Origin of the sequence: Granulicella sp. dw_53, from assembly GCF_018449545.1 — a bacterium.
GTDB lineage: Bacteria > Acidobacteriota > Terriglobia > Terriglobales > Acidobacteriaceae > Edaphobacter.
In genome coordinates this window covers 58,760-84,620 of record NZ_JAAVUR010000008.1, presented here as the reverse complement: position 1 = coordinate 84,620, position 25,861 = coordinate 58,760, and the positions used below count along the sequence as shown (strand labels likewise).

The following is a 25,861-nucleotide window of genomic DNA, read 5'->3' as shown; positions in this document are numbered from 1 at the left end:
GACCGACGGCAAGAGATCATGGAGTAGTCAGATCCTATCGATTTTTAACGCAGATGCGGCATAAGCTTTAGAGCGTTCTCTCGGTAGATCTTACGCAGGACATCGTCCGGCAAGAAAAGACCGTAGATATTCCATCGTCCCTGCCTCGATGCATGCGAGGGATACTCGAAGTACTCGTCCGCCGTCTCTAGAAAACGGAAGTAAAGTCGATACATCTCCGTATCTGGCAGGAGGTCGGTGCCAAAGAGTATTCGATCGCAATATTTCAGAAAAAAGGTACGTGCGCTATAGGGCTGGCGGCCGAGTTCGGGGGTACGGGCGCTGATATCGATCTGTAAGTTTGGAAGTCGATCGAGCTGCTGAGAGAGGTATTCAAGATCTTCGCCACTCTCTGCGCAGTGCGCTCCGACAAACGTAGTTCCAGGATGGCGCTCGATAACCCGGTTTCGCTGCTCCAGGAGCGTGCGCTTCGATACAGGCGAGGCAGAGAAACCCCAATCAGGATGAGCCGCCAGTTCCTCGTACCGCTCGTTGAATTCATCGATCGGCTCAAAGAAAGCGCTGGGATCGGCAGTATGGAACATAACGGGAAGACCGAGTCTTCCGCAAGCCTCGAAGATCTCTGCGAAGCGCTCATCATCAATCGGAAAGAGCTTTCCCTGGGGGTCACGCACAGTGAGGCCGAAATCTTTCCAGAACTTGATTCCGCACGCGCCATGATCGATCAGTCGTTGCAAGCGGTCGAGAGTGACCTGCACAAAGTCAGCGCGGTCGACTCCGCTCCAGTCCATCCATCCAATGCTGGAGAAACGAGTCGGCGCTGCAGTGTGAAACTTGTCCATAATATCGAGTGCCTTCTGGCCCACCTGCATGGTGATGTTGACTACGTGTTCCACCCCGCACTGATCCATGATCGAAAGAACTTCTCTGGGATCGGTCGAGTCGAGATGGTTGTGATAGTCGATCACCGGGAATCGGCCGCGTTCGATGGTATGCACAGCCGTGCTCAAAGACGAGCGCGGATGGAAGTCGCTGAGCCTGAGGCTCACTTCTGCCGTCGCATTGACCATGTCTACGAATTTATCTTTGTCGATCGCTTCCATGTATACCTCCTCACCGGTCATGCCATCGGCATTACGTTTCGTCTTATCTCGTTTTATTTTTTTAGGTGCTGCGACAGGAAACTATCGCGAAGCACCGCATCCCGGAAGGCCTCTGTGCCTCCCGCGGCCAATGTAGAAAGCGCACCCGTGATATTGCCCATACGAGCGGCTTCAACAACCGACGCCCCACGCAGATAGGCACTTAGGAAGCCTGCGTTGAAGCTGTCTCCAGCACCAATCGTATCGACAGGAACGACGGGCAGCCCTGGGACATCTTCGCGAGTCTGTCCTTGTTGGACTAGCGATCCGCGTGCGCCACACTTCACCACAATCACCGGAACCCTCCGTCCCATGACCTCCAAGGCATCCTCCAACGTCGAAGCATGGGCCATACGAATGAGTTCTCCTTCGCTCGGTAGAAGGATGTCGACGAACTCGAGAATGTCATCGAGAATTCCTCCCCATTCGCCTTCGGGATCGTCATTCGTGTCGAGAGAGACGGTCAAGCCGGCACCCTTTAGCCTCTTTAGCAGTTCTGGAAGTCCGGGCTGCAACCCACGCTGCAGATACAACGACGAAAGATGGAAGTGGCGGGAAGATTCGAGATAATCCAACGGTAAGCTTTCAGCCGTCAACTTCGCGATTGTTCCCAGATAGGTCAAGATATGCCGCTCAGAACCGTGCGAAAGGAGGACCGTCACGCCGGTTCCTGTTGAACCGCCGGACTGTATCTCCGAAACGTCGACACCACCCTCTACCAGTCTCTCCAAAGCCAGTTTTCCAAAATCGTCTGGCCCAACCCGCGTTACGAATCCTACCTTCATCCCTAATGAGGCTAGATTGTGAGCGACAATTGCTGACGAACCCCCAAGAGTAATCTTGAAATCGGACGCTAGCAGCTCCCGCTCCATTTGCATAACCTCAGGCAAGCCATACAAAATGAGATCGAGATTGATCTCTCCGGCGATTGTGACATCGAAGCGGCGGTTAGTCAGAGACTGCTCGGAAAGCTCTTCTGCAGGAGTTTGTTCTTTCATAATTGGTTTCCATGTTACTATTGTTTGTGTTTGGTTTCATTTACTTTTTATTTGAATCTGTTTTGGAGGCTCGTTCGTGGGCGCCTTGACCAGTTTGCTTGAACTACCGATCGCCGAGCAGGAGTCACGAGGGTTAGCTTTCACACCGCGCGAGATTGCTCAACAGCCCGAGACCTGGCAAAAAACTGCCCAACTCTTCGAATCAAATCAGCAAAAGTTCATAAGTTTTCTCGAACGTGCCGGAGTAACCGGTCCGCTCGAAAAGCGTCCGGTCGTAATGCTGATCGGGGCGGGCACATCTGACTATATCGGGGAGTCACTCGCTCTGCTCCTTAGGCAACGTTGGGGTTGTGAGACATCGGCGGTCGCAAGCACCAGCCTGCTCCCTAGTCTTTCTGAGTACGTCATCCCGGGCCGCCGCTATCTCTGGATATCCTTCTCTCGCTCTGGCGACTCGCCTGAGGGTGTAAGCGTACTGGAACAGGCAATCGAGGTGTATCCCGAGATCTCACACCTTGTAGTCACCTGCAATCCTAACTCGCGCATGGCTGCACTTGCGGCAAAACATCCTCACGCCTGCACGGCAATCCTCGACGATGCGGTCAACGACCGCAGTCTTGCCATGACAAGCTCCTTTACCAACATGGTGATCTTTGGGCAATGCCTGGCCCATGCCTGGAGCTTTGCTGAGTACAAGCCCATCCTTGATACTATGATCGCGGCTGCGAACAAGTTCCTCGCCGACTCCGCCGAACTCTCAAAGAATATGGCAGCAGCCCGCGGAAACCGGCGCATCTGCATGATCGGTTCCGGCTCTCTTGCTGCCGTCGCGCAGGAAGCATCTCTAAAAGTCCTTGAGATGTCGGGCGGGCGGATCAAAACAATGTCGCAGACCTCTCTTGGACTGCGACACGGCCCCATGGCCGCACTCGACAGCGACACCGACTTTATCTGCTTCCTCTCCTCGGAGCGCCCGCGTCTCCTCTATGAGATCGACCTCCTCCGAGAGATCCGAGCGAAGAAGATTACCGCGACCTGTGTCATCGTCGGCTTGAAATCGAGCGAGGCTGAAGCTCGGCCTCTCTGCGACACCTACCACGCAATCGAAGGATCGTTTCCGGATGCTTACCGGCCTCCTGTCGACATCATCTTCGGGCAGCTTCTTGGTCTTTACTCGTCGATCTCATTCGGACTTCGTCCAGATGCACCAAGCCCAGCAGGCGTAATTAACCGAGTCGTGAACGACTTCACGATCTATCGCTAAATGTCTACCACTCTGCAAAGTCACCTCAGACTGCAACAGGATGGTACGCAGCTAGGAATCACCTCCGTCTGCTCCGCCCATCCCCTCGTCGTACGCGCCGCCGCCGAACAGGCTGCCGCTGACGGGAGCTTGCTACTACTAGAGGCCACCAGCAACCAGGTCAATCAGTTCGGCGGATACACCGGCATGAAGCCGGCCGACTTTCGCATCTTTGCAGAAAAGATCGCAGACAAAGCTGGCCTCGCTCCCGACAAGCTCATCCTCGGGGGAGATCATCTCGGTCCTAATCCATGGCGAACCCTGCCCGTTGCGGAAGCCATGGAGCACGCAACCACAATGGTATCCGCCTACGCCGCGGCGTCCTTCAGCAAGATCCATCTTGATGCGAGCATGTCCTGTCTCGGCGATCCGCCGCTCAACGACGAAGGGGTCGCAAATCGCAGCGTACAGCTTTGTCTCGCAGCAGAGGCTGCATGCCCTGCGGGAGCGGATAAGCCTGTCTATGTCATCGGCACAGAAGTCCCAACACCTGGTGGCGCAACACACTCTCTTGATACTCTGGCCGTCACTCCGCCTGAAGCCGCGGCTCATACGCTGGAGGTGCACCGCGCTGCCTTCGCGGCCAATGGTTTGAGTGACGCCTGGAGTCGTGTTATCGCAATGGTCGTCCAACCTGGCGTTGAATTCGACCACGACAGCGTAGTCCACTACCAGCGCTCCAAAGCCGAGACGCTCATCAAGTGGCGCCGCGAGAAGGCCGTCTCCATCGTCCTGGAAGCGCACTCGACCGACTACCAATTTGCGCAGGCTTATACAGAGCTAGTCGAAGACGGCTTCGCTATCCTCAAGGTCGGGCCCGCACTTACCTTCGCCCTGCGTGAAGCGTTTGATGCGTTAGCCTCAATTGAGGCGCTGCTGATTCCTTCTCCGCAACAATCGAATCTCCTTCGGGTCATCGATGACACGATGCTGGCCCACCCGGAATCCTGGCAGCCTTACTACTCCGACGACCTCAAGCAACAGGCTCTCCTCAGACGCTTTAGCTATAGCGATCGCGTCCGATACTACTGGCATTATCCTGAAATTGTCGAAGCCGTGAAACGGCTCACCGACAACCTCGACGCGATCAAAGTTCCCGAGAGCGTTCTCAGCCTCTATCTGCGAGCACAATATGAGCGCGTACGAACAGGCCAGATCGCCGGCGACACTTCCTCGCTCGTTGTAGATAAGGTACGAGACGTTCTTCGCGTCTATGCACAGGCATGCAGACCCACTCGCTCGCATCCATAAGGGAAGAGTTTACCCGGCAACGAGTGCAGCAAACGTCTCTTCACTGATCCCTCCGGCCAAACCTTCCAGATGAAATTCGAGGCTCCACGAACGTATCTCGTGGGGAGACAAGACGACCGCAACTCCATCGCGAACTGCATCCTCAAGCGAACCACGCGGTGCAACCGTAGGCTCGAGCGCAACAGCCACCTGACGTGGGCCCGCGTCAGGCGGCCATCCCCCATAGCAAAGCCAGAGCCCGAGATGAGGCAAGCTGGCAGGATCAAATTTGAGCACCACACCTCGTTGCGCGGCAGCACGATAGAGTCCACACCGGCCTACGGTAAGTGCTTCTGTATAGAGCATGTCCCCGGTGTCGGCATGCGGATCAAGCGTCACGCTAACATCAATCGGCCCAGCCTCGGTTTGAGCAATGGGCCACGATACGGTATCGCCTTTACCTCCCAGACGCCTCCGGTGCGAGTACTCCAAACGCGTCGCTGTCACCTCTGCAGGTAGCACGATGCGGTCGCCCGCATCGATCGCAAACAAAGGATGGCACGCATAGAGATACTCGACATGCGCAGCGCCTAGATTTTCAAGGCTGTACTCGATCCTCAAGAAAGTCGATTGCAGATCGAGCCGCTTTGTGAAGCGCAACGGTCGGCTGGTACCATCTGCAGTGACGGTCACCGATGCCGGGTCCGCGCGCTCGACGATCGTCCACGGAATGTTCCAGTAGTCGCCGTGATCTGGCGCCTCAAGACCCGGCACACCAGCTTTGGACCTAGCAACCGTTGGCAAGCATTCATCCATTCCCGAGCAGGCGCCGTCCTGAAACGCCAGTCCCGGGATCAACAACTCGCTGGGATCAAGTTGATCGGAGAGATTGTAAGGCTGAAGCAGAAACTCCAGCCCACCACCTTGTAGAGATACGATCCTTGCACCACTCCGGGGTGCCAGAACGACTCGTAAGGCACCATTTTCAAGCACGATTCGATCATCGATCCTCATGCACTAAGACTATCTCTTGAGCCAGGAATAGGCCTAAACCTGTGTCGCGATCGCCGAAGCCTTTCGCTGTTGCCACTTGCCTCCGGTGAAGTCAGGAAACTCCATGGGCGCGCTACCGTGGCTTACAGAAGCGATGCTGAGCGGAGTCACCGAAGACCAGGCAGCAGCGTCGTAGACATCCATATCTGGCGGCAGGCCCTCGCGAACGCACTGCAACAACCGATACAACATGATGTAGTCCATTCCACCGTGTCCGCCGAGTTTCTTCGCGATCTCACCTTCGGTCTTCCAAAGTGGATGCTGATACTCCTTCCACTTATCAATCGACTCCCACGACTCATCGGAGTTCTGTCCGTCGAGATAGATGCGCGGAGGATAGTCTTCAAAGATGCCCTTCGTTCCCGCAATCAAATTGATCCGGTCATACGGATGCGGAGTCGAAACCGTGTGCTTCACCGTGATCGTCAGCCCATTGGCCGTCTTGATCAAGGAAGTGTTCATGTCACCCGTAACGTACTTCTCTGCCATGCGAGGATCTCCCGCCTTCAGATGTTCCTTACGGTAAGCATCCAAACCCCGCTGCGGTGTGCTCATAGAAACGATGTGCCCAAACCGGTCTCCGCGCTGAATGCCCATGTAGTTGGCCACCGGTCCAAGCCCATGGGTCGGATAGAGATTGCCATCGCGCTTGGTGTGCTCGGCACGCCGCCACAAGCCCTCACCAGCGTTCGAGAACAGCTCTTCGCGTAGATCGTGAAGGTAAGCTCCCTCACCGTATAGCAGATCGCCGAGTTTGCCCGCATGCACCATCCGCAGGATCAACGTCTCGTTGTAACCGTAGCAACAGTTTTCGAGCATCATGCAGTGCTTGCGTGTCTCTTCAGAGGCCTTTACGATCTTCCAGCAGTCTTCGATCGTCGTAACCGCCGGGACTTCGACAGCGACATCTTTGCCATGCTTCATCCCGAAGACCGCCATCTCCGCATGCCAGAGCCACGGAGTCGCAATCACAACCAGATCTGCATCCTGCCTGCTAAGCATCTTCTCGAAGTCATGCGGTCCATCCGTATATAGCTCTGGCTTCTTCTGCCCTGACGCCACGACGAGAGAAGCCGCGTGCTCCGCCTTCGCCTTCACGAGATCGCACAGCCCCACAATCTGCGCATCGGCAGCAAGCAGGTTTTCGAGCAGATTCGTCCCGCGGCCTCCGGTGCCAATCATCGCCACACGAGGGTTTCGCTTCTCAAAGGGCACACCGATCATCGACGCCGATCCGGACACCTGAGCATGTGCAAGACCTCCCAGGTTAGTGACAACGGCAGCTGCCGCGCCCATCTGCACAAACCGCCGTCTGCTCAACGACTCTAACCCGAGCACCTTATCGTCTGAGTTCAATCGACTCTCCTTAGGCTACCGATGCAATCAATCGCAAACAATCGCAAACAATGTATCTTTCGCATGAGCTTATTCGATGTGGCGAAGGCTGTCAAAATAATAATTAGCCCATCACGAAGGAAAGTGAAAGATAACGAAGGATGGCCATGCTAGAATCGGCGCACCACAGCGCGAGACAAATCTGAATTCGTCCACCGCAGAAACTACCTGGGAGATCCATCTATGGATGCATCCGTAACCGTTCCGCCACAACGCAACGTTGCAGTCGATGCGTATCGTGGCCTGGTCATGCTTCTCATGATGGGCGAAGTCATGCAATTTGAAACGGTCGCTCATTCCTTCCCAAATAGTACCCTTTGGCGGATACTCGCCTTCAATCAGACCCACGTTGAATGGGTGGGCATGGGCCTTCATGACATGATCCAGCCGTCCTTCACCTTTCTGGTGGGCGTCGCTCTCCCCTACTCCTTACGCAGCCGTCAGAAAAAGGATCAGAGCTTCCAGAAGATCGTCGGCCACACCATCTGGCGAAGCTTCCTTCTCGTGGCCTTGGGTATCTTCCTGCGTTCCATTCACAGCAGCATGACGAGCTTCACGTTCGAAGATACGCTCACCCAGATCGGTCTCGGATACACCTTCGCAGTCCTCCTCACCTTCGTTCGGCCGCGCTGGCAGTGGACCGCCTTCGGAGCAATCCTGTTCAGTTATTGGCTCGCCTGGGCCCTATATCCAGCCCCTGGTCCGGACTTCCCCTACGCCAGCGTTGGAGTTCCAGATAACTGGCACCAGCATCTTCTTCATGGCTTTGCCTCGCACTGGAACAAGAACAGCAACCTTGGACAAGTCTTCGATCTCTGGTTCCTGAATCTATTTCCCCGCCCGAGCCGCTTTCTCTTCAACGACGGTGGCTATCTCACCCTCAGCTTCATCCCCACGCTCGCCACAATGCTGCTCGGCCTGGCCGCAGGACGGTGGTTCATCGCAAATCCGCTGGTCATTCCGGTCCGCAAGTTCCTGATCGCCGCGGGTGTTCTCCTTGCCGGCGGATTCCTGCTGCACATAACCGGCATCTGTCCCATCGTCAAACGAATCTGGACGCCTGCATGGACGCTCTGGAGCGGGGGGGGCTGCTTCCTCTTCCTTGCCATCTTCTCCTGGTTTGTGGACGTCAAGAAAAACACACGGATCGCGTTTCCGCTCGTCGTCGTGGGCATGAACTCAATCGCTGCCTACCTGATGGCCCACCTCTTCGAAGACTTCATTCTGAGCAGCTTCCGCATCAACCTTGGCATGCGTGCTCTGAACGTCTTTGGCACTGCGCTTGAGCCGGTGTTTATCGGGGCACTTACGCTCGCTATCTATTGGCTTATACTTCACTGGATGTTCCGAAATAAGATTTTCCTTCGCATTTGAGCCGTCAAGCTAGAAAGAGCTACTAGAAATAAGCTATTCCGAACAATGCCTGAGGTACGAGAATGGCGGGCGTTTGCCGCATATCGATCCAGACACAGATTGGGTGCAATGAAGAAAGAAGTAATTGAAAATCATCTAAATGAAATGCGCACAGAAGAACCACTGCAAGAAGGCATGATGGCGGAAGAGCGCCGCATGCAAATTCTGCAGATCCTTCGGTCAGAAGGCCGGGCCAAGGTAAACGAGCTCGTCCGGCGCTTCAACACCTCCGCCGTGACGATCCGCAGCGATCTCAACGAACTCGACCAACGCGGCCTGGTGCAGCGCTCGCACGGCGGCGCGGTCATCCAGGACACCGTCTTCCGTGAGTCGCCAATCCACGAGCGCATCAAGAGCCAATCCAAGGAGAAGCAGCGCATCGGCGCGATGGCTGCGACCCTCGTTCGCGAGGGAGAGACGATCATCCTCGATTCAGGCACCACTGCCCTCGAAGTCGCTCGCAATCTCAAGAATATTCCGCATATTCAGGTCATCACCAATGGCGTAAACATCGCAGCCGAGCTTCTCAACTCCCGCAATACGCAAATCATCATGATGGGCGGCACCGTCCGCAACGACTCTGCCTCTATCGTCGGCCGTGCCACTGAGGACATGTTGGAGCAGTTCTCTGCCGACAAGCTCTTCCTCTGCGGTGCGGGCTGCGATCCCGACTTCGGAGTAAGTGGCACCAACCTCGAAGAGACCATGGCGAATCGAGCCATGCTCCGCGCCGCACGAGAGATCATCGTAGTCGCCGATGCCAGTAAATTCAGCAAGCGCAGCATGTCTCTGATTGCCTCCTTCTCAGAGGTCGACATCGTCATCAGCGACGTAAGCCTGCAACCAGAGGTACAGGAGAGAATCCGCTCCTTCGGCTGCAAACTAATTCTCGTTTAGTACCACGTTCCCAAAATGAGCCCGCACAAATAAAGACCGCAATGGTGATTAACCATTGCGGTCTTTATCTGTTTGCCCTCTTTAGTAGTAGAGCTTCAGCCCGATCTGAATTAATCTCGGATCTCGAGCAGCAGTCACAACTCCAAAGTTCGTTGAACCGAACGTAGTCGCATTATTGGAGTTCTGCGGTCCCGGCGCGGCAAAGAGGAAGTTCGGATGGTTGAGCACATTGTAGAACTCTCCGCGTAGTTCAAAGCGCCTTGCCTCGCTGACCGGAATTGTCTTCAATATCGAGACATCCCAGTTTTTGTTTCCAGGTCCATTCACCGTATTCATAGAGACATTGCCATACGATCCAAGCGCGGGGTCCTGGAAAGCGCATGTGTTGAAGAACGTCCCGGCAATACACGGCTTCCCTGAGGCCTTTTGGCCCTGCACAAAGTCAGGTCTCTGCTGCCCATCCGAGTTTGCAAAGTTTGCGTTGGAGTCGGTAACGGTGAACCAGGTCCCCGAAGACAACGTCGCAATCCCCGAAAGCTGCCAATTGCCGATCAAGTAATTCAATGCAGGCCCTGCGCTCCCTGCAAAAGCAGTTCCCTTTCCAATCGGAAGATCCCACGAATAACCTGCCGTAAACCGATGCCGGTTATCGAAGTCCAGATTTCCATACTCGCTTATCAAGCGCTCATTCCTGAAGGAGTCATTGTTCTGTGCGCCCAGATTTGCGTTTGAGGAATTTCCAAGCGCATGGCTATACGTATAGTTCACAATCGCTGCCACACCATGCCTCAGATGCTGTTCCAGTTTCAACTGAACAGAGTTGTAGTTTGAGAATCCATTCGAGCGCAACCACCCAATCGATGTATCGAGTTTTTGGAACGGTCTGCGTGGCGCCGAAGCCGCCGAAGAATCCGCCGTGGGTGAAGCCTGGTTCAAATTACCGAACGTATAAAGGTGCGATCCCTTCGAGCCCACATAGGCGACCTCGACAGTGGTATGCGGCGTGAGTTCGTGCTGCACGGTCAGGTGCCACTGCGCCACATAGGGCGTCCTCAACTTATCCTCAGAAAATAGATTCGGCGTATTCGGATCGCTCAGAGCATTGGCCGGAAATCCATTCGCAAGCGTACGAAGCCCGGGGACAGAACAATCCAGCACCGCCGCATACGATGCGAGGCTACAAGGCGCCACAAAGTTTTGCGAGGCGAAGTAAGGTGGATTGAAGCCTGGGCTCGGATTACTGTAAGGTCCGCTCTCCTCTCCATTGAAGAAGAGCCCCGAAGCCGCCCGCACCACCCAACCTTTCTTGAACTGGTAAGCCAGTCCGAAACGGGGAGAGAAGTTCGTGTAAGTCGGAGGAATGAGGCCATTCGAGGCCGTTCTATTTACCGTCAATAAACTTGCAAGCGTCGGCGTGAGTACAGCATTACTGCTTCGAGGAATATCGAGCTGCCCTGTAATCGGATTGAAGTTCGCCTGCGAGTTATGACGTTCGAGAATGGCGGAGAAGATGTCATAGCGAATGCCCGCATTGATCGTCAATGCAGTTGTGACACGCCAATCATCCTGCAGAAATATGCCATAGACCTTACGGTTATAGTCGACGTTGTTAATGTTGTTTATCCCACCACCATCAGGCTGTCCTGTAAGTAGAGTCGCGAAACCGCTCCCGCCTGTTCCCTGGTCGGCGGGATTATCAGTGAATTGCGTTCCAAAGTTAAGCGTCCCGCGTGGAGCAGCAGGTTGGAAGATGGTGAACTCCTCCGGACGGTACTCCCCACCGAACTTGATACTGTGATCGTGCACAATGAGCGTGAACGTATCAGACAGAGAATAGGTATTCTGAATTTCGTTCGATGGCAGGTATGTCGGACTACCCAGCGTGGCTACATCGTTGAAGAACATCTGCGGCAATCCACCATTGTTCGTGCCCGCTTGATAGGGTACCCCTGGGAATCCAATCTGACCCGAAACGTCCGTCCCCGAGTTGAACTGGAAGCGATTCGTATGCAGCCGGTTGTAGCCCACACGAATCTCGTTCACTCGCGTGGGAGAGAACACATGCGTCTCACTCACGGCAATCGAATAGGCCCGGTTATCCCCTACTCCGCTGAAGAAGCCGCCACCATCCGCCAGCCCGGGAAACGTAGCCGGAATCGTTGACGGAGCGCGGCTCATGCTGAACCGATAGAAGATATTATCGCTATGCGCGAGCACCTGGTCTACGCGCACATCACCCTGATTGGCGTTGCGTAGCAGCTTTGGGTTCGATACGTAGTTATAGCCTGCCCCGTTCGCATTCGGCAGCGGATATAGAGCCGCCAACTTCGCGCCAAGCGTATCGATGCCCGATCGAGGGATCACGTTTGAAGGGGTCCCATCCGCGTTATAGCCAAAAGGCACACCGCAATAACCAGTCGGGCTCGCCGCAGAAGCCTGAGTGTTCTTGGTATCGAAGAGTTCGCCATTGTAAGTGGCTCGGCCATTGCAATCGGCGACCCCGGTGGGAGATGTGAGGTCGAGTTGGCTTGAGAAATCTCCTGACCGTTGTGCAGCAGTCGGAATGAGGGCAGTATAGGTCTGTCCCTGCGATAACCTCAAACCTTCGTAGTCCGCAAATAGGAAGAGCTTGTCATGCAGGATCGGCAAGCCGATCGTCGCACCAAACTGGTTCTGGTGATACGGAGGAAGTGTCTGATCGAAGTAGTTCCGCGCATCAAACGCCTGGTTGCGTAGAAACTCATACAGCACACCATGGATATGGTTCGTACCGCTCTTGGTCGTTGCGTTGATCACCGCCCCCGTCGCACGGCCAAACTCTGCGGAGTAGGAGTCCGTTTCGAACCGAAACTCCTGAAGAGCATCCACCGACGGCATCACCACATAGTTCGCTTCATTCAAAAGGTCAGGAAGATTTGAGTTGTTATCGATGCCATCAAGCAGAAAGTTGTTCTGCAAAGAACGCGCTCCATTCGCACTGAAACCATATCCTTGCTCATCGCGGGCCCCGGGCTCGCTGACCGTCACACCAGCAGACAACTGCGCAAGCTGCACCGGATTCCGCCCATTCAATGGAAGCGTCCGCATCGTGCGGCTATCGATGAGCTGGCTCCGCTCAGAGGTAGCCGTCTCCAAAACTGGCGCAGTATCCGTCACTTCCACAACTGAACTGACCGCCCCCGTCTGCAGTACAAGGTCGATCTGTTGCCGTTGCTGAACGCTCAAAGTGAACGGACCGGCAACCGATTGGTTGAACCCCGGCGCCCTCACCGTCAACTTATAAGTGCCGATATGGACCGGGCTGATCGTCCACTCACCATTTGACGCGCTCTTGGCGTGATACACGAAGTTCGTCTCGGTACTGGTCACCTCGATGTCCGCCAGTGGCACAGTCGCGCCCGACCTATCGGTGACGCGTCCGGCGACCGTGGCAGTATCAATCTGCGCTTTCAACCGGCCCGTTAACGCAAAAACCGAAAAGAGACCAAGTGCAATGAAGTGATTCTTCTTCAGATTCCTTCGCATGGACATAGAGGCTTCCTTTCAGGCTTCATGAATTTTCATTTGTTTACGTATTGTTGTGAATGTTACGCATTTATGTTCTATTGTCAATATTTAAAAAAGACAACTCCCTGCCCATTAGGCCGACGCCATTTCTGGATCGAGCGGGATCGACGTTATGGCTGCGGAGTTTTTCCACCGGCTACGATCTACAGCAGAAATCATGGAGATCGTTCAAAAGCTAGAACAGACGCACTTTCGCCACGCCAGGTCGACAATGCCGGCCAACCAAAACCAACTTCGGAGTACCAAAACTGAGCTAGCCACCAGGTGAATGGCAGGGCGCCATCAAAGCCCACCAACTTTGTTGTTGACACCAGTGTGCGGCTCCAGCAAACTTTCGCTGACCCATGTAAGCGAGGCACACACGATGAGCACCACCTGCCCAGCTCAAATAGTCATGATTCGGCATGGAGAAAAGTCGGATAATCCCGACGACACGGCCACGGTTTTGCTCTCCCGCTTCGATGCAACCAGTCCCAGATGGGACTACATCCATACCGCAAAGCATCTGAGTTCCACTGGCAAAACAATCCTGATCTTCCGGCATCCCAGTTGTATCCGTGAGTCGACCTCAGCCCTTCACACAAAACATGCCAGCCGCATCGAATCCGCATATTCGATGGATATGGCAGATCCGAAAGCCGCAATTCCTAGCGCTAAACGGTCTTCATCGTCACAAGGAAGTTTGAGTTAGACGCGGGCCCGAGCCTGCGAAAGGATCGCACGATGCGATGGTTCGCCTTTCCACTCTTTGTTGTATTGATAGCTGCTGCCCACGCTCAGGAGATTCCAAACCCTTGCTCGAAGGCGCTGCCCGTGCCGACGCAAATGAGGCTTCCGGCGCAGCTTCCACCTGGCGAACCGGTGAAGTTTGAGAAGCAAGTTTTGGCGTATCTGAATACCCTTGGTTACAGAAAACTGGGCTGGTGCAAAGATAAATGGGTCCGGGATACCGGCCCTCTCATGAATGGCGTCTCGGCCACAGTTCATCCCCCGGTCCATATTTACTACTCTCCAGAGGTATCGAATTGGCTTCTGCACGGCCGCCAGGGTGACATTCCAGATGGCGCCGTCATCATCAAGGAGCAGTTCGCTCCGGGTCCTGCGGCCCACTACCGTGATATCCCCATCGATGGCCTTGGATGTTCCAACGACTGGACCATCATGATCAGGAACTCAAAGGCCTCGCGCGACGGCTGGTTTTGGGCTGAACTCTGGAACGGCAGCAAGCCCTCAAACTCGATGAACTTCTCCAACGAGTTTCAATATCCGAATGCTGGGTATGGGCTTTACTGCCTTCGCTGCCATGCGTCCGCAGAAAAAAATCTTACCTTCTCGTCACTGAGCAATATCGAAGGCGCACCCGGCTGGCCGCTGCAGTTCCGGGTGGACAATAGCTGGAGAGATGCAAGCGCCGAAGAGCCGCCCAAGACATGCGGCTTCGGGCATACTCTCATCGATTATCTTCAGAAGCCAAACCTCTCGCTTGTCGACGACAAGGCGCTTCCGAACGAACAGTTGATTCAGCCATCCCGTTTTCCATCCCATCAGCAGAACGCAGCGATTCAAGAGGACATGCGAGGGCTCTTCCTCAAGGGGGTAACGAAGCCGCCTTCCATCGAACGATTCCCTCCCGAAACCTTCGACGACGTTCTCGCCAGACCGGCCTCGAACCCACACGATGCCACCTCTCCCAATTTCGTCACCTCGTCGCAGTGCCTTGGATGCCACAGCGGCCTTACAAACGTCAGTCTGGGCCCTTCGATGATTCTTCCATCGAAGACATCGTCCACCATCAACGTCTCGCCCTACGGCGAGTGGCGCTGGTCGCCGATGGGACTCGCCGGTCGCGATCCGGTGTTCTACTCGCAACTGGACAGCGAGTTAGCCGCCCAACGCGAACCAGCCAAGAAGCAGCTCATTATTGACACCTGTATGACCTGCCACGGCGCCATGGGCAAGAGAACCTTTGCCGCCGAACACCCCAACCAGGCGTTCAAAGTCGACTTCGTCTACGAGACTGATCCAGCGCACGAGGGATTCAAATATGGAGGCCTTGCACGCGACGGCATCAGCTGCGAGGTGTGCCACCGAATGGCGGCTCCCAAGGAGCCGACCCTGAGCTACTTCCTCGACCATCAGATCAATGGGGTCTTCAACCTCACGCCCTCAGACGAGTTGAACGGTCCCTTCAAGGATGACGTCGTCACAACATATCCCATGGACACCGGCTTAGGCGTGAAGCCGAAGCACAATGCTTATCTTCAATCGCCGCAGATGTGCGGTACCTGTCACACCATCCTCCTTCCCGTGCTCGATAGTATGGATTCGAACAAGAAATCGGTGGAACAAGCGACCTATCCCGAGTGGCTCAACAGCCAATATCGCAACGAATACGGCTCTGTGGGTGCGACTCCGAAGACATGTCAGGAATGCCACATGCCTTCGGGCTATGTAAACGACCGCACCCACGTCAACGTGGCAAAGATCACAGACAGGATCGCCATCGTGCAAGACCTCACCTATCCGGTCACGGATCATCTTGCGACTCCCGACCAACTCAACGTGAGATATCGCGAGGACGGCTACAAGCGCCACGAGCTACTCGGAACCAATGGCTTTCTATTGCAGATGTTCCTCCAGCCGGTCAACAAAGAGAACAACAATGAGACGCTCGGCGTCCGGCTAGCCGACTACATGACGGGCCTGGCGACAGATCTCAACGCGGCTTCGAACAACCTCGTGCAGCAGGCCCAAAGCATCACTGCAACGGCCGCGATCAGTAAGTGGGAGGTCCGTGCAGACAAACTGATCGTGGAAGTCACAGTCACCAACAAAGCCGGACATCGTTTCCCTAGCGGCGTCGGTTTTCGCCGTGCTTTTCTGGAACTCCAAGCGACCGCGAATGGAAAGCCATTCTTTAGCTCAGGCGCCACAAACGAGAAAGGTCAGTTAACTAACTTCTCCGGGCAAGTGCTACCCACCGAGTCGTTCGTGGGTGGCGCGTATCAGCCACACTTCAGCCAGTCCAATCCTATCCGGAACTCCGACCAGGTACAGATCTACGAAGAGCTGACGCAGGACGTGGAGCACAAATTTACAACCAGCTTTACCCGCCGCGACTACGATATCAAAGACAACCGCCTCCTGCCGATCGGCTGGTCGCTCCACGGGCCAGCGGACTTGCATATGCCTGAACCCTATCTGCACGCGACGCAACCTGTGGGCGATGCGCTCGAAGACCCAGCGTACCTGGCCGGCAAAGGCCAATCCATCGTGCGGTACGAGATTCCGATACCTACAGGGACCGATCCAAAGAGCCTGAACGTCACAGTCAATCTGTATTCGCAGACGATACCACCCTACTTTCTCGCTGACCGAGACCGTACAAAAACAGCAGCGACGGCACGCCTGAATTACCTGACGAGTTCACTCGGCACATTGGCCAATACCGACTACGCAAACTGGAAGCTGCTGATCGCCTCCACCAAGAGGTAAAAACGGAATCGTCACAGTCAGATGGCGCCGCCGCCGGAGGTTCGCGGCTTGCGATAGTTTAGGCTGGCATGCTCAGGACTTGGGTGGTTGACTTTCGAGACACGGCCGGTCTCTCGCATGCGCCGGTCGGCCTCCTCCCAGGAAGGCAGGCTACTCTCCTCTTGCTCCCAATGCGCAACTGAAGACTCATCGCACCAGTGCATCAGGTGCGGCATCGCCCTCTTATGAGCCGCCGTGGTCATATAACGACGCATACTTTCAGGGTCGTCCCAAGCCGTCATAGTCCAGAAGGTCCAGTTCCGATCGGGCAAAAGCGAACCCTTTTGAAATCCAGGGGCCTTCTTCACCTGTCGAAGCGTCTTCTGGGCATGGATCGCAAACAGGGGCAGGTAGCGGATAGAGCGAATACGTAAGCGAGTAAGGCTAACAAAGGTCATGGGAGATACCCTATCTGCCCTATGCTATCCCTCCGCAACCATTGTCATCATGCCATCAGATGGCCAGTTGGGCACACGGACGAATAGCCCGAAAGCCTCCTGGACTCACCGTCGGTAGGACGGTGAGCCTCAGGAGGGTTTAGAGCTTACTTCGGCGTCACGCGGAACAGACCGCCAGTCCTGGAATCCTCGATCATCCACAGCGCCCCATCGGGACCAACCTCCACGTCGCGGATGCGGTGACCGACCTCCCAGCGTTCGGCTGGCTTGGCCTCGCCCTTAGGGTCGAAGGTAATGCGGAGAAGCGCCTTGCTCGCCAGACCGCTCACGAAGGCGGAACCTTTCCATTGCGGGAACATCGCACCGTTATAGAAGATGAGGTTGCCAGGCGCGATAATCGGCGTCCAGTAGATGACCGGCTTGGTCAGATCAGATCGCGTGTCCGGGCTTGGGATCGGCACATTATCGTAGTTGACCGCATAGGAGACCAGCGGCCAGCCATAATTCTTGCCCGGCTCGATCAGGTTCAGCTCATCGCCACCCTTCGGACCATGCTCCACCTCCCACAACCGTCCGTCCGGCGCGAAGGCCAGACCGTAGGGAGTACGGTGTCCGCTAGTCCAGGTCTCCGCCGGCGTCAGGTTCGGCCCGGGGAAGGTATACGTTCTCACAACCGGAGCAGTCTTCGCAGCTTCGGTATCTGCCGGCGGGTCGATTACAGGCACGCTGGCAGCGCCCTTCTTCCCTGCCATCGGATTACCCTTGGCTGGCTTGCCATCCAACGTCAGACGCAGAATCTTGCCGAGTGGCTGGTTTGGATCCTGGGCTGGCGTCATGCGCTGCCGGTCGCCAACCGTAAGGAAAAGATACTTTCCATCCGGAGAAAAGGCTATCTGGGCCCCAAACTGTCCTCCATCGCCCCTCTCGCCATCTCGCCAGATGACCTTCAGCCCGTCAAGGCTCGCCGAATCCTGGCCAAGCGTCAGCGTGGCTCGCGCAAGGGCCAGGCTCGAACCGCCCTCGCCGGGCTCCGAATAGGTGAGGTAGACGTTGTGATCCTTGGCATAGTGCGGCGAGAGAAAGACACCCAGCATGCCGCCTTGTCCTTTGCTAAGGACGGCCGGCACATTCGCGACAGACGTCTTGGCTCCCTGCTGCGTTACCAACTGCATGCCGCCGACCTTCTCGGAGATCAGCATGCGCCCGTCGGGCAGGAAGGCAATCCGCCAGGGCAGATTGAGAGTCGCCACTTGGACCATGTTGAAAGGCACGCTAGGCTCTGGCTGCTGCTCGCCTGCATTGATCTGCGCCTCTACCTGGGTTGCCGCCAGAGCCACAAATAGCCCCGCGATCGCTAACTGTTTCATCTCGTCTTCCCTCTATCTCGTGATCGGTTAGGCGTTCACTAACCGTTACATCATCTTTTCTTCGCGGTGTTCCCTGCGATACAGGCCCTTATCAGGGATCCGGTGTCGGACGGACCAAAATCATTCCCTGGTTGATATCGAGAACAACTCACCTAAGCATAGGACATGACAAGGAGTCTTCCAGATTCTTATTGTGGAGTTAATGCCGTATGCAAATGTAAAAATATTGGTAATGATAAACTGCACGTCTTGTGAGCTAAAGGATCGTAAGGCTACAATTTAATCGATTACCTCTCCAGGTGACTTTGCTCCCGCAGCACTATCAGCATACCTAGTATGCTGGTTGAGCGACTATGGCATACCCCACAAATAATCTCAGGATCAAATCCAGCAGAATTGTCCTTCCTCCAATTTTTCTTGAGGAAGAAATGCCTGTCACCGAGAACGCTTCGCGCACTGTTTTTGAGGCGCGCCGTCAAATCGTAGACATCCTCGACGGATCGGATGACCGTCTGGTGGTCGTCGTAGGTCCCTGCTCGATCCACGATCCTATCGCTGCCAGAGAGTATGCGGGATTGTTGAAAGAGGCCATCGCAGAGCTCTCCGACGAACTCATGATCGTGATGCGAGTTTACTTCGAGAAGCCGCGTACCACCTTAGGCTGGAAGGGGCTGATTAACGATCCCTACTTCGACGAATCCTTCCGTATCAGTGACGGACTGCGCATTGCACGTCGCCTCCTCCTCGATCTGGCAGATATGGGAGTCCCCGCTGGCACGGAGTTCCTCGACATGATCTCGCCCCAATACATCGCCGACCTCGTGAGCTGGGGAGCCATTGGCGCGCGAACCACCGAGAGTCAAGTCCATCGCCAGCTCGCATCCGGACTCTCATGCCCGGTTGGCTTCAAGAACGGTACATCAGGTAATGTACAAATTGCGATTGACGCCATTCTTTCCGCTAATCACCCACATACATTTCTAGGAACCTCTGAATCCGGACAAGCTGCAATCCTCCTCACCTCCGGGAATCCAGATTGCCATGTCATCTTGCGCGGTGGCGGCCACACCACAAACTACGACTCCGAATCTGTCGCTTCGACCTCTGAGCAGATGAAAAAGGCAGGAGCCAAACCGCGCATCATGATCGACTTTAGCCATGCGAACAGCGGCAAAGATTATCGCAAGCAGGGTTCGGTATGCCGTTCCGTGTCAGAGCAGATCACGACCAGCGAGGAACGCCACATCATGGGCGTCATGATCGAAAGCAATCTCGTCGCGGGCTCCCAGTCTCTTGTCCACGGCAAAGCCCTCGTCTATGGCCAAAGCATCACCGATGCTTGCATCGACTGGACCGAGACCCAAATACTCCTGCGTGAACTCGCCAGTGCCGTCCATAAACGACGAACCATCCATATCAAGCAATCATAGCGCCCAAAACCCGCGCTACTTGGGCATGGGAACCGATACGGCCTTGCCAGCCCCGCGCTCGGCGATCCAGAGAGTATCGCCTGCGGGTTCGACCCCGGTCGGCGTCTTGAGTCCTTCCCGAATCACAGTGACGCTTGCCTTATCCCCATTGATAGTGAGCACGGAAACTTTTCCGCTACCGTTTTCGGCGACGAAGATCTTACCGTTCGCGGCACGCATGCCATCAGGCCCCTTTACGGGCTGGTCCATCCAGATATCGACAGGCGTCCCAGGTTTCCCTGCAGCATCCACCGGAATGCGGTAGAGCTTGTTGAAGACGACGTTGTTCACATACAGCGTGCCATCCAGGAAGGTGATGCCATCAATACCCATGAGCGTCCGATGCTCCAGGTAGAGCTCTGCGATGGAGGCCCCAGCCGCCAGCTTGTAGATTCTGCCGGTTCCGGTGTCCGTAATATAAAGTGCCTTATCCGGTCCGATCGCAAAATCGTTGCACGTAGTATTGTCCCCCGGCAGGTTCCAGCGGACCTTCGGCGTGCCGGTAGCGAGGTCGAATCCTCTCAAGGCGGTGTGCCGCTGCGCTGGTGTGGTGTTCGGAACCGGGGTTAGCTGACACGTCCACAACATATTGTTGGAGACATCCGCCAGCATGCCGAAGAAAAACGTCCCCGTACCTTCGGCACTGGCATCGATAAACTTCTCGGCAACAGACGAACCCGAACGCACCTTATAGACAAACGGCGAACTGGCGCTGCCAACGATCATCACGCCGCCCGGGGCCACAGTCAAACTTTCGGGCTGCGACTTCGCATCGACAATCAAAATGTCAGCGGCTGACGCGGCTTGCGAAAGGCTCGCCACGAGTGCAACGCAGATGGCGAAACGTCCGGCGTTCGAAATAAACATCGTAAAAATCTCCTCGGAGTTGATCTTTCATCCCACCGACAGAGGTTGCAACAGTCAGAATTCAAAAGAAGTGCACAAGCCATGTCTGATGGGCCAGCCCAGTATACGGAATCATTCTGATTTACGCCGCCTGCCAGTGCAATAAGGAGCTACGCCAATTATCCACAGGCTGCAGTCACCCGAAGTCTCCACTTCGATCGTCGACGCTACTCAAATGGAAGGGAGTTTGGCTCTGATGGCATTATCATAATTTTATGCGTTAGACAAACACTTACCTTCTTCCAGGTCTATGTTTGCTCACATTTTATTTGTAAAATCACACTCCTAAGGAGAAACCCAGGATGCCGCTTTGGGCCTACATGCTAATGGACATGTGTGCCTCACAAGCAATTCTGGCTTCACGGTTGTTAGTTGGCAGATAGCAATCGACAGTTCTCTTTTCGGGTAGGTCGGCTCTTTCTTCCAGCCGCCTTCAACGATCTATCGACGCTTTGGGGCCATCTCTAAGGAAAGGTTAGATCGGGTTATGGAGACGTCCATCGAAGTCCCTACGTTCTGGAATCAACTCGCCAAAAACATGTATCTCAGGGATTCTCCTACTGCGGAAGTCCAGTTGTCCGAGATTGCCTCGTTCTCGTTTGGGAGGGTTCAGAGCAGCGAAGGTCTTCCAGAATTTGCACCTCCGCTCATTGGTGAGCATGGCTATCTCGTTGCATTGCAACTCAAAGCTATACCTTTTCTCGAGCAATTTTTTGGGCGCAAAAAGGTATCGAGCGGTCTTTACCCAATTGGGAGCGTTAGTGCAATCGACTTACAAGAGGAGCCCGCACTTTTCCTACCAAATCCCTTCGACGCATTGGTGGTGTATATCACTCAAGCTGCTCTCGATGAAGTTGCATATGCCCATCGATTGCCGCCTGTGAAGCGATTGGTCTGGCCGCTTGGAGCATTTGATACTGTCGTCTACCACTTGGGGAAGACTCTTCTGACCTCGCTAGCGCAACCCAATCATGTTTCGAAGATCTTCCTGGATTATATTTTGCATGCCTTGAACTGTCATTTTGTCTCCTCGTATGGCGGTGTGACGATATCGGCTCCGAAGTTTGAAGGTGGACTCTCTTTTCTGCAGATGCGAAGAGCAACAGAGTTATTGGAGGCTCATCTGGACGGCAACATTGCCCTCAAGCAAGTTGCCGCAGCATGCGAACTATCAGTGAGCCACTTCGCTCGGGCCTTCAAACAAACTTTTCGCCGGCCGCCTTATAAGTGGTTGACGGAACTTCGGGTGGATAGGGCGAGAGATCTTATGACGAATTCCCGGCTGCCCCTCGCGGAGATCGCCATTCAGTGTGGATTTGCGGATCAATCGGCACTCAACCGCTCCTTCAAGCGAATTCACAGGGTAACTCCCGGAGTATGGCGACGGGTGATGACTCGCGACCGCACCAGTTCAAGCGATGGCGACGCGCGCCTCCACAAGGAGTTGCGATCATGACCAGCGAACAAGGGGCATACGGCACAAAATTTGGGAGATACTTCCATCTCTCCTCTGCTCCAACGCTGACTGTTTAGTCAGCCAGACAACTTCAATTTGCAGTAACTGAACTCCGTTCTGACGGGATGCCTGAGCTCCCTTTGCCTGTACCTGCTGAAGAAGCATTCTCAATCCATCTTCATCTGCGGGAGAACAACAATAGCTCCCTATGGGTTCGCGGACGGCTTGCCCTGGAAGAGAAACTCTCCGCAGGTTCTGCTTGTATCTCCGACCTTGAAAAGCCGCCGGTTCTTTACCTTCCAGAGCCATATTACTTTCTTCAGTTCTACATACCTCGTAAGACTTTGAACGGATTCTGCTACGACAACCAAATGAACCCAATTGATAATCTCCTGCGGGGCAGGAAGGGTGTCGATGAAACTCTTCATTCCTTAGGCCTGGCTCTTTTGCCCGCATTGAGAAATCCCCACTCTTCGTCTCAATTATTCGTGGATCAGGTAGGACTTGGAATCCTCGCGCATGCTGTACATCGTTATGGAAGAGGCTTCGAAAAAGAGACCTCAACCAGAGGTGGATTGTCGGCGTGGCAAATTCGTCGAGCTACTGAGTTTTTGGAGGCGAATTTGCAGGGCAAAACTTCGCTCTATTCCGTGGCTGCCGAATGTGAATTATCTGTCAGTCATTTTGCCCGCGCGTTCCGAAAGACTTTTGGGCGCCCCCCTTATCGTTGGCTCATCGAACGGCGAATCGATATGGCAAAGACCTATCTCTTACATTCGGATCTTCCACTCGCAGACATCGCACTCCGCTGCGGCTTCCCGGATCAATCTGCTTTGAATAAATCGTTTCGGCGATTCTTAAAGCAGAGTCCCGGTGAGTGGCGCAACTCAAAAAAGTAACCTCGAATAAGTGGACTTAAGTACCCGATCCATCATGCAAGTGGCCCGCCGTCATGGCGGGTCTTTTCTTTTCCGTCACCTTGATATTTCCAGCAGGAATGGCCAGTTTTTGATAGTTTTCGCCTAGATGCCTCCCCTCATCCAGAACTACGCTCAGATGAAACAGGATAGCGAATGTGAGAATGGCCACAAGAACTGTGTGCTTGTTCGCATTGGCAGTCCGTACGGGGTCTGACAGAGCAGCTGCGAGTCTTGTGCGGACCTTCCGTTCACCAAGGAGAAAGATAATGCAAGCATTCAAGTTTGTTAGGAATGTGATGGCGACGTGCGCCACACTACTCGCGATCACCGTTCCTGCGACTAAGGCGACGGCACAAACGCAACCCAATGCAGCGGTAAAAACCGTACTGCTCATTCACGGGGCATGGGCGGACGGTTCGTGCTGGTCCAAGATCATTCCATTGCTGGAGGCGAAGGGGTTGCATGTTGTTGCTGTTCAGATCCCGCTAACATCATTCGCGGACGATGTTTCAGCAACGCAGCGGGCTATTGATCTCGAGGACGGGCCGGTATTGCTCGTCGGTCACTCCTACGGCGGAGCTGTCATCACCGAAGCCGGAAATGATCCGAAGGTCGCGGGACTCGTCTATGTTTCGGCAGTCGCACCGGATAAGGGAGAATCCGCTTTCGGCCTCATCACGAGCGTTGCAACACCCGTAGGCTCAGAGTTGCGTCCAGACAAGAGTGGTTTCCTCAAACTGACTCCTAAAGGGATAGCTGAAGATATGGCGCAAGACCTTTCCCCCAAAGAAATTGCCATCCTCACGGCTACCCAAGTGCCAACGAGCGTTGGCGCCATGAAGGGTGAGGTCACAAATCCGGCGTGGAAGTCGAAACCCTCGTGGTACATCGTCGCTACAACCGATCGGACGATTTCACCCGAACTCGAAGCCGCTCAGGCAAAAAAGATCGGCGCGACAACCACTACTGTCTCCTCCAGCCACGTAATCATGCTCGCTCAACCAGCGAAAGTTGCTAATGTGATCCTCGATGCGGCATCAAAGGCCGCTTCGAAGTAGAACAAGCTGTTGTTCTTCTCTCACACAATAGCGGAAGTGATGCTATCTGACGTACCTTGCGAAACAGGATGCGTCAGATCATCTCTTCTTATACAGAGACAGCATGAACGACGCTATCCGATCTCGCCAGAACCGGTCTCCTCTATTGCTGAAAAATTCAAGGGGTATACCGGAGATGGAATTGACTGCCTCGTCTTCCTTGCGCTGAGTCCACTTTATTCTGGGAACCTTCTTCCTCCAACAGCCTAAGGACAGGCTCTTTTTTTACCTGCCGATTCGCCGAACCATCTTTTAAAGGAGAACATTGTATGTCCGTCTTAATCTCGGCCTTCGTAGTGGGTGTTGCGTGTGGTCTTCGCGCTCTTGTTGGCCTCGCGGCTGTTAGCTGGGCAGCTAGCTCCGATAAGTTACCCCTTCAGGGGACATGCTTGCATTTTTGGGTTTTAGAGCAACGCCGTTCGTTACTAGCCTGCTCGCGATCGGTGAGCTAGTTACCGACAAGCTGCCCAAAACCCCAAGCCGGCTTGTTCCTCCGCAATTCGGTGCTCGGATGTTGATGGGTGCACTCACTGGTGCGGCAATAGGCGTCTCACACGAACATCTTCTTATGGGAGTTCTGGCGGGAATCGTCGGCAGCATTCTCGGAACACTCGCAGGTTCCAAGGCGAGAGCCACTGCCGCGCGATTATTTGGGCGCGATCTGCCGGCGGCTCTACTTGAGGATGTTGTCGCGATCGCCCTAGTCTTTCTGGCGCTCCACTGAGACAAACACCACCGACTCTGCCAACACTCGCAAGCCTGGCATTCTGTCGAATCACTCATGTCCCATCTTCACTAGAAGACTAGAAGGGAAAGGACCACTAGATGTTCAAATCCACTTTATTTAATGGCTCCAAACCGCTTATCCTTGCCGCGCTCGCGCTGAGCGGCTGCACTTCTCAGAGCTCACCGGTCGTACAAGCATCGGGGCCTTCAGGTATCAAGAATGTACTACTAGTGCATGGCGCGTGGGCCGACGGATCATGCTGGGATGACGTCATTGCGACGCTGCATGCAGACGGCTACAACGTAACGGCAGTTCAACTACCGCTTACGTCGCTGGCAGATGACGTGGCAGTCGTACAGCGCGCCCTGGGACGTGAAACTGGCAAGACCCTGCTCGTAGGCCATTCGTACGGAGGGGTGGTCATCACACAGGCCGGCGTCGATCCCAAGGTTGCAGGCATGGTATATGTGTCTGCCTACGCGCCTGATTTGGGGGAATCTGCGGTATCGCTAAATGGTACGGTCCCATCAACCCCTATCAACAACGATTTCTCGATGGATACCTCTGGCTTCCTAACGGTATCCGACACGGGAGTTGCAAACGATCTCGCACAGGATCTGTCCGCTGCCGATCAGACGACAGTCGCGGCAACACAAGGACCCGTTTCAGCCCCGAATGCGCTTAATGCATCCGTGACACAAGTGGCTTGGAAGCTTGTTCCTACCTGGTATGTCGTTGCGAGCAACGACAGAGTGATCTCTCCGACACTCGAGGCGACAATGGCAAAGCGAATGAACGCCACGACACTCACCCTTCAATCGGGACACCTAGCCATGATAAGTCACGCTCCAGATATATCGGCTCTCGTCGAGAAAGCCGCCAGTTCGCTTCAGCCATAAACCTCTGACGACTCACATTGTAAGAAAATAGCTCGATCGTGGGTTTAGACAGGAACGAAGGTCCGAATGCTCGGATCGAGAAACAGGTTA

19 protein-coding genes are annotated in these 25,861 nt (G+C 54.8%); 11 read left to right on the top strand and 8 right to left on the bottom strand.

Annotated features, from left to right (window positions below):
* Window positions 1-44: 44 nt before the first annotated feature.
* Window positions 45-1,103 (bottom strand): amidohydrolase family protein, encoded by a 1,059-nt coding sequence (locus tag HB393_RS13905; protein WP_213805793.1) that lies wholly within the window; start codon window positions 1,101-1,103, stop codon window positions 45-47.
* Window positions 1,104-1,156: 53 nt separating this feature from the next.
* Window positions 1,157-2,140, bottom strand: a complete 984-nt coding sequence (locus HB393_RS13900; protein WP_213805792.1) for a carbohydrate kinase family protein — start codon at window positions 2,138-2,140, stop codon at window positions 1,157-1,159.
* A 76-nt stretch (window positions 2,141-2,216) separates the two neighbouring features.
* Between HB393_RS13900 and HB393_RS13895 the strand changes: the two genes are divergently transcribed.
* On the top strand, window positions 2,217-3,404 hold the full coding sequence (locus HB393_RS13895) for an SIS domain-containing protein (protein ID WP_213805791.1): 1,188 nt from the start codon (window positions 2,217-2,219) through the stop codon (window positions 3,402-3,404).
* Entirely contained in the window at window positions 3,405-4,694 is a 1,290-nt protein-coding gene (locus HB393_RS13890; protein ID WP_213805790.1) for a D-tagatose-bisphosphate aldolase, class II, non-catalytic subunit, read from the top strand.
* A gap of 9 nt (window positions 4,695-4,703) precedes the next feature.
* Here the strand turns inward: HB393_RS13890 and HB393_RS13885 are convergent, their stop codons facing one another.
* A complete protein-coding gene (locus HB393_RS13885) occupies window positions 4,704-5,687 on the bottom strand; it encodes an aldose epimerase (protein ID WP_218623970.1) in 984 nt (327 codons plus the stop codon).
* Window positions 5,688-5,720: 33 nt separating this feature from the next.
* A complete protein-coding gene (locus tag HB393_RS13880; RefSeq protein WP_255551102.1) occupies window positions 5,721-7,082 on the bottom strand; it encodes a Gfo/Idh/MocA family oxidoreductase in 1,362 nt (453 codons plus the stop codon).
* A gap of 222 nt (window positions 7,083-7,304) precedes the next feature.
* Between HB393_RS13880 and HB393_RS13875 the strand changes: the two genes are divergently transcribed.
* Window positions 7,305-8,495: a DUF5009 domain-containing protein gene (locus tag HB393_RS13875; RefSeq protein WP_213805789.1), complete on the top strand. Its 1,191-nt coding sequence runs from the start codon at window positions 7,305-7,307 to the stop codon at window positions 8,493-8,495.
* Window positions 8,496-8,690: 195 nt separating this feature from the next.
* Window positions 8,691-9,431 carry a DeoR/GlpR family DNA-binding transcription regulator gene (locus HB393_RS13870; protein ID WP_255551101.1) on the top strand — a complete coding sequence of 247 codons (741 nt, stop codon included), beginning with the start codon at window positions 8,691-8,693 and terminating at the stop codon, window positions 9,429-9,431.
* An 81-nt stretch (window positions 9,432-9,512) separates the two neighbouring features.
* On the opposite strand, the gene HB393_RS13865 is transcribed toward HB393_RS13870, so the two are convergent.
* The gene (locus HB393_RS13865) at window positions 9,513-12,962 is read right to left on the bottom strand and encodes a TonB-dependent receptor (RefSeq protein WP_213805788.1); all 3,450 of its coding nucleotides are present in this window, start codon (window positions 12,960-12,962) and stop codon (window positions 9,513-9,515) included.
* 759 nt (window positions 12,963-13,721) lie between these two features.
* Between HB393_RS13865 and HB393_RS13860 the strand changes: the two genes are divergently transcribed.
* Window positions 13,722-16,493, top strand: a complete 2,772-nt coding sequence (locus tag HB393_RS13860) for a cytochrome P460 family protein (protein WP_213805787.1) — start codon at window positions 13,722-13,724, stop codon at window positions 16,491-16,493.
* Between the two features lie 17 nt (window positions 16,494-16,510).
* Here the strand turns inward: HB393_RS13860 and HB393_RS13855 are convergent, their stop codons facing one another.
* Both HB393_RS13855 and HB393_RS13850 read right to left on the bottom strand, forming a co-directional pair.
* Complete coding sequence (locus HB393_RS13855) at window positions 16,511-16,930, bottom strand: DUF3291 domain-containing protein (RefSeq protein ID WP_213805786.1); 420 nt, start codon at window positions 16,928-16,930, stop codon at window positions 16,511-16,513.
* Window positions 16,931-17,076: 146 nt separating this feature from the next.
* A complete protein-coding gene (locus tag HB393_RS13850; RefSeq protein WP_213805785.1) occupies window positions 17,077-18,297 on the bottom strand; it encodes a PQQ-dependent sugar dehydrogenase in 1,221 nt (406 codons plus the stop codon).
* Window positions 18,298-18,650: 353 nt separating this feature from the next.
* On the opposite strand from HB393_RS13850, the gene HB393_RS13845 reads away from it, so the two are divergent.
* Window positions 18,651-19,727 carry a 3-deoxy-7-phosphoheptulonate synthase gene (locus HB393_RS13845; RefSeq protein WP_213805784.1) on the top strand — a complete coding sequence of 359 codons (1,077 nt, stop codon included), beginning with the start codon at window positions 18,651-18,653 and terminating at the stop codon, window positions 19,725-19,727.
* Window positions 19,728-19,742: 15 nt separating this feature from the next.
* Here the strand turns inward: HB393_RS13845 and HB393_RS13840 are convergent, their stop codons facing one another.
* Complete coding sequence (locus tag HB393_RS13840; RefSeq protein ID WP_213805783.1) at window positions 19,743-20,633, bottom strand: hypothetical protein; 891 nt, start codon at window positions 20,631-20,633, stop codon at window positions 19,743-19,745.
* Window positions 20,634-21,159: 526 nt separating this feature from the next.
* On the opposite strand from HB393_RS13840, the gene HB393_RS13835 reads away from it, so the two are divergent.
* The 5 genes from HB393_RS13835 (at window position 21,160) to HB393_RS13815 (ending at window position 25,771) form a co-directional block, all read left to right on the top strand.
* Window positions 21,160-22,128 carry an AraC family transcriptional regulator gene (locus HB393_RS13835; RefSeq protein ID WP_213805782.1) on the top strand — a complete coding sequence of 323 codons (969 nt, stop codon included), beginning with the start codon at window positions 21,160-21,162 and terminating at the stop codon, window positions 22,126-22,128.
* 140 nt (window positions 22,129-22,268) lie between these two features.
* Window positions 22,269-23,027: an AraC family transcriptional regulator gene (locus HB393_RS13830; RefSeq protein WP_213805781.1), complete on the top strand. Its 759-nt coding sequence runs from the start codon at window positions 22,269-22,271 to the stop codon at window positions 23,025-23,027.
* A gap of 287 nt (window positions 23,028-23,314) precedes the next feature.
* Window positions 23,315-24,106, top strand: a complete 792-nt coding sequence (locus HB393_RS13825) for an alpha/beta hydrolase (RefSeq protein WP_213805780.1) — start codon at window positions 23,315-23,317, stop codon at window positions 24,104-24,106.
* A 556-nt stretch (window positions 24,107-24,662) separates the two neighbouring features.
* Window positions 24,663-24,869 (top strand): hypothetical protein, encoded by a 207-nt coding sequence (locus HB393_RS25250; protein WP_255551100.1) that lies wholly within the window; start codon window positions 24,663-24,665, stop codon window positions 24,867-24,869.
* Window positions 24,870-25,102: 233 nt separating this feature from the next.
* Window positions 25,103-25,771 carry an alpha/beta hydrolase gene (locus tag HB393_RS13815; protein ID WP_345945195.1) on the top strand — a complete coding sequence of 223 codons (669 nt, stop codon included), beginning with the start codon at window positions 25,103-25,105 and terminating at the stop codon, window positions 25,769-25,771.
* The last annotated feature ends 90 nt before the right edge of the window (window positions 25,772-25,861 follow it).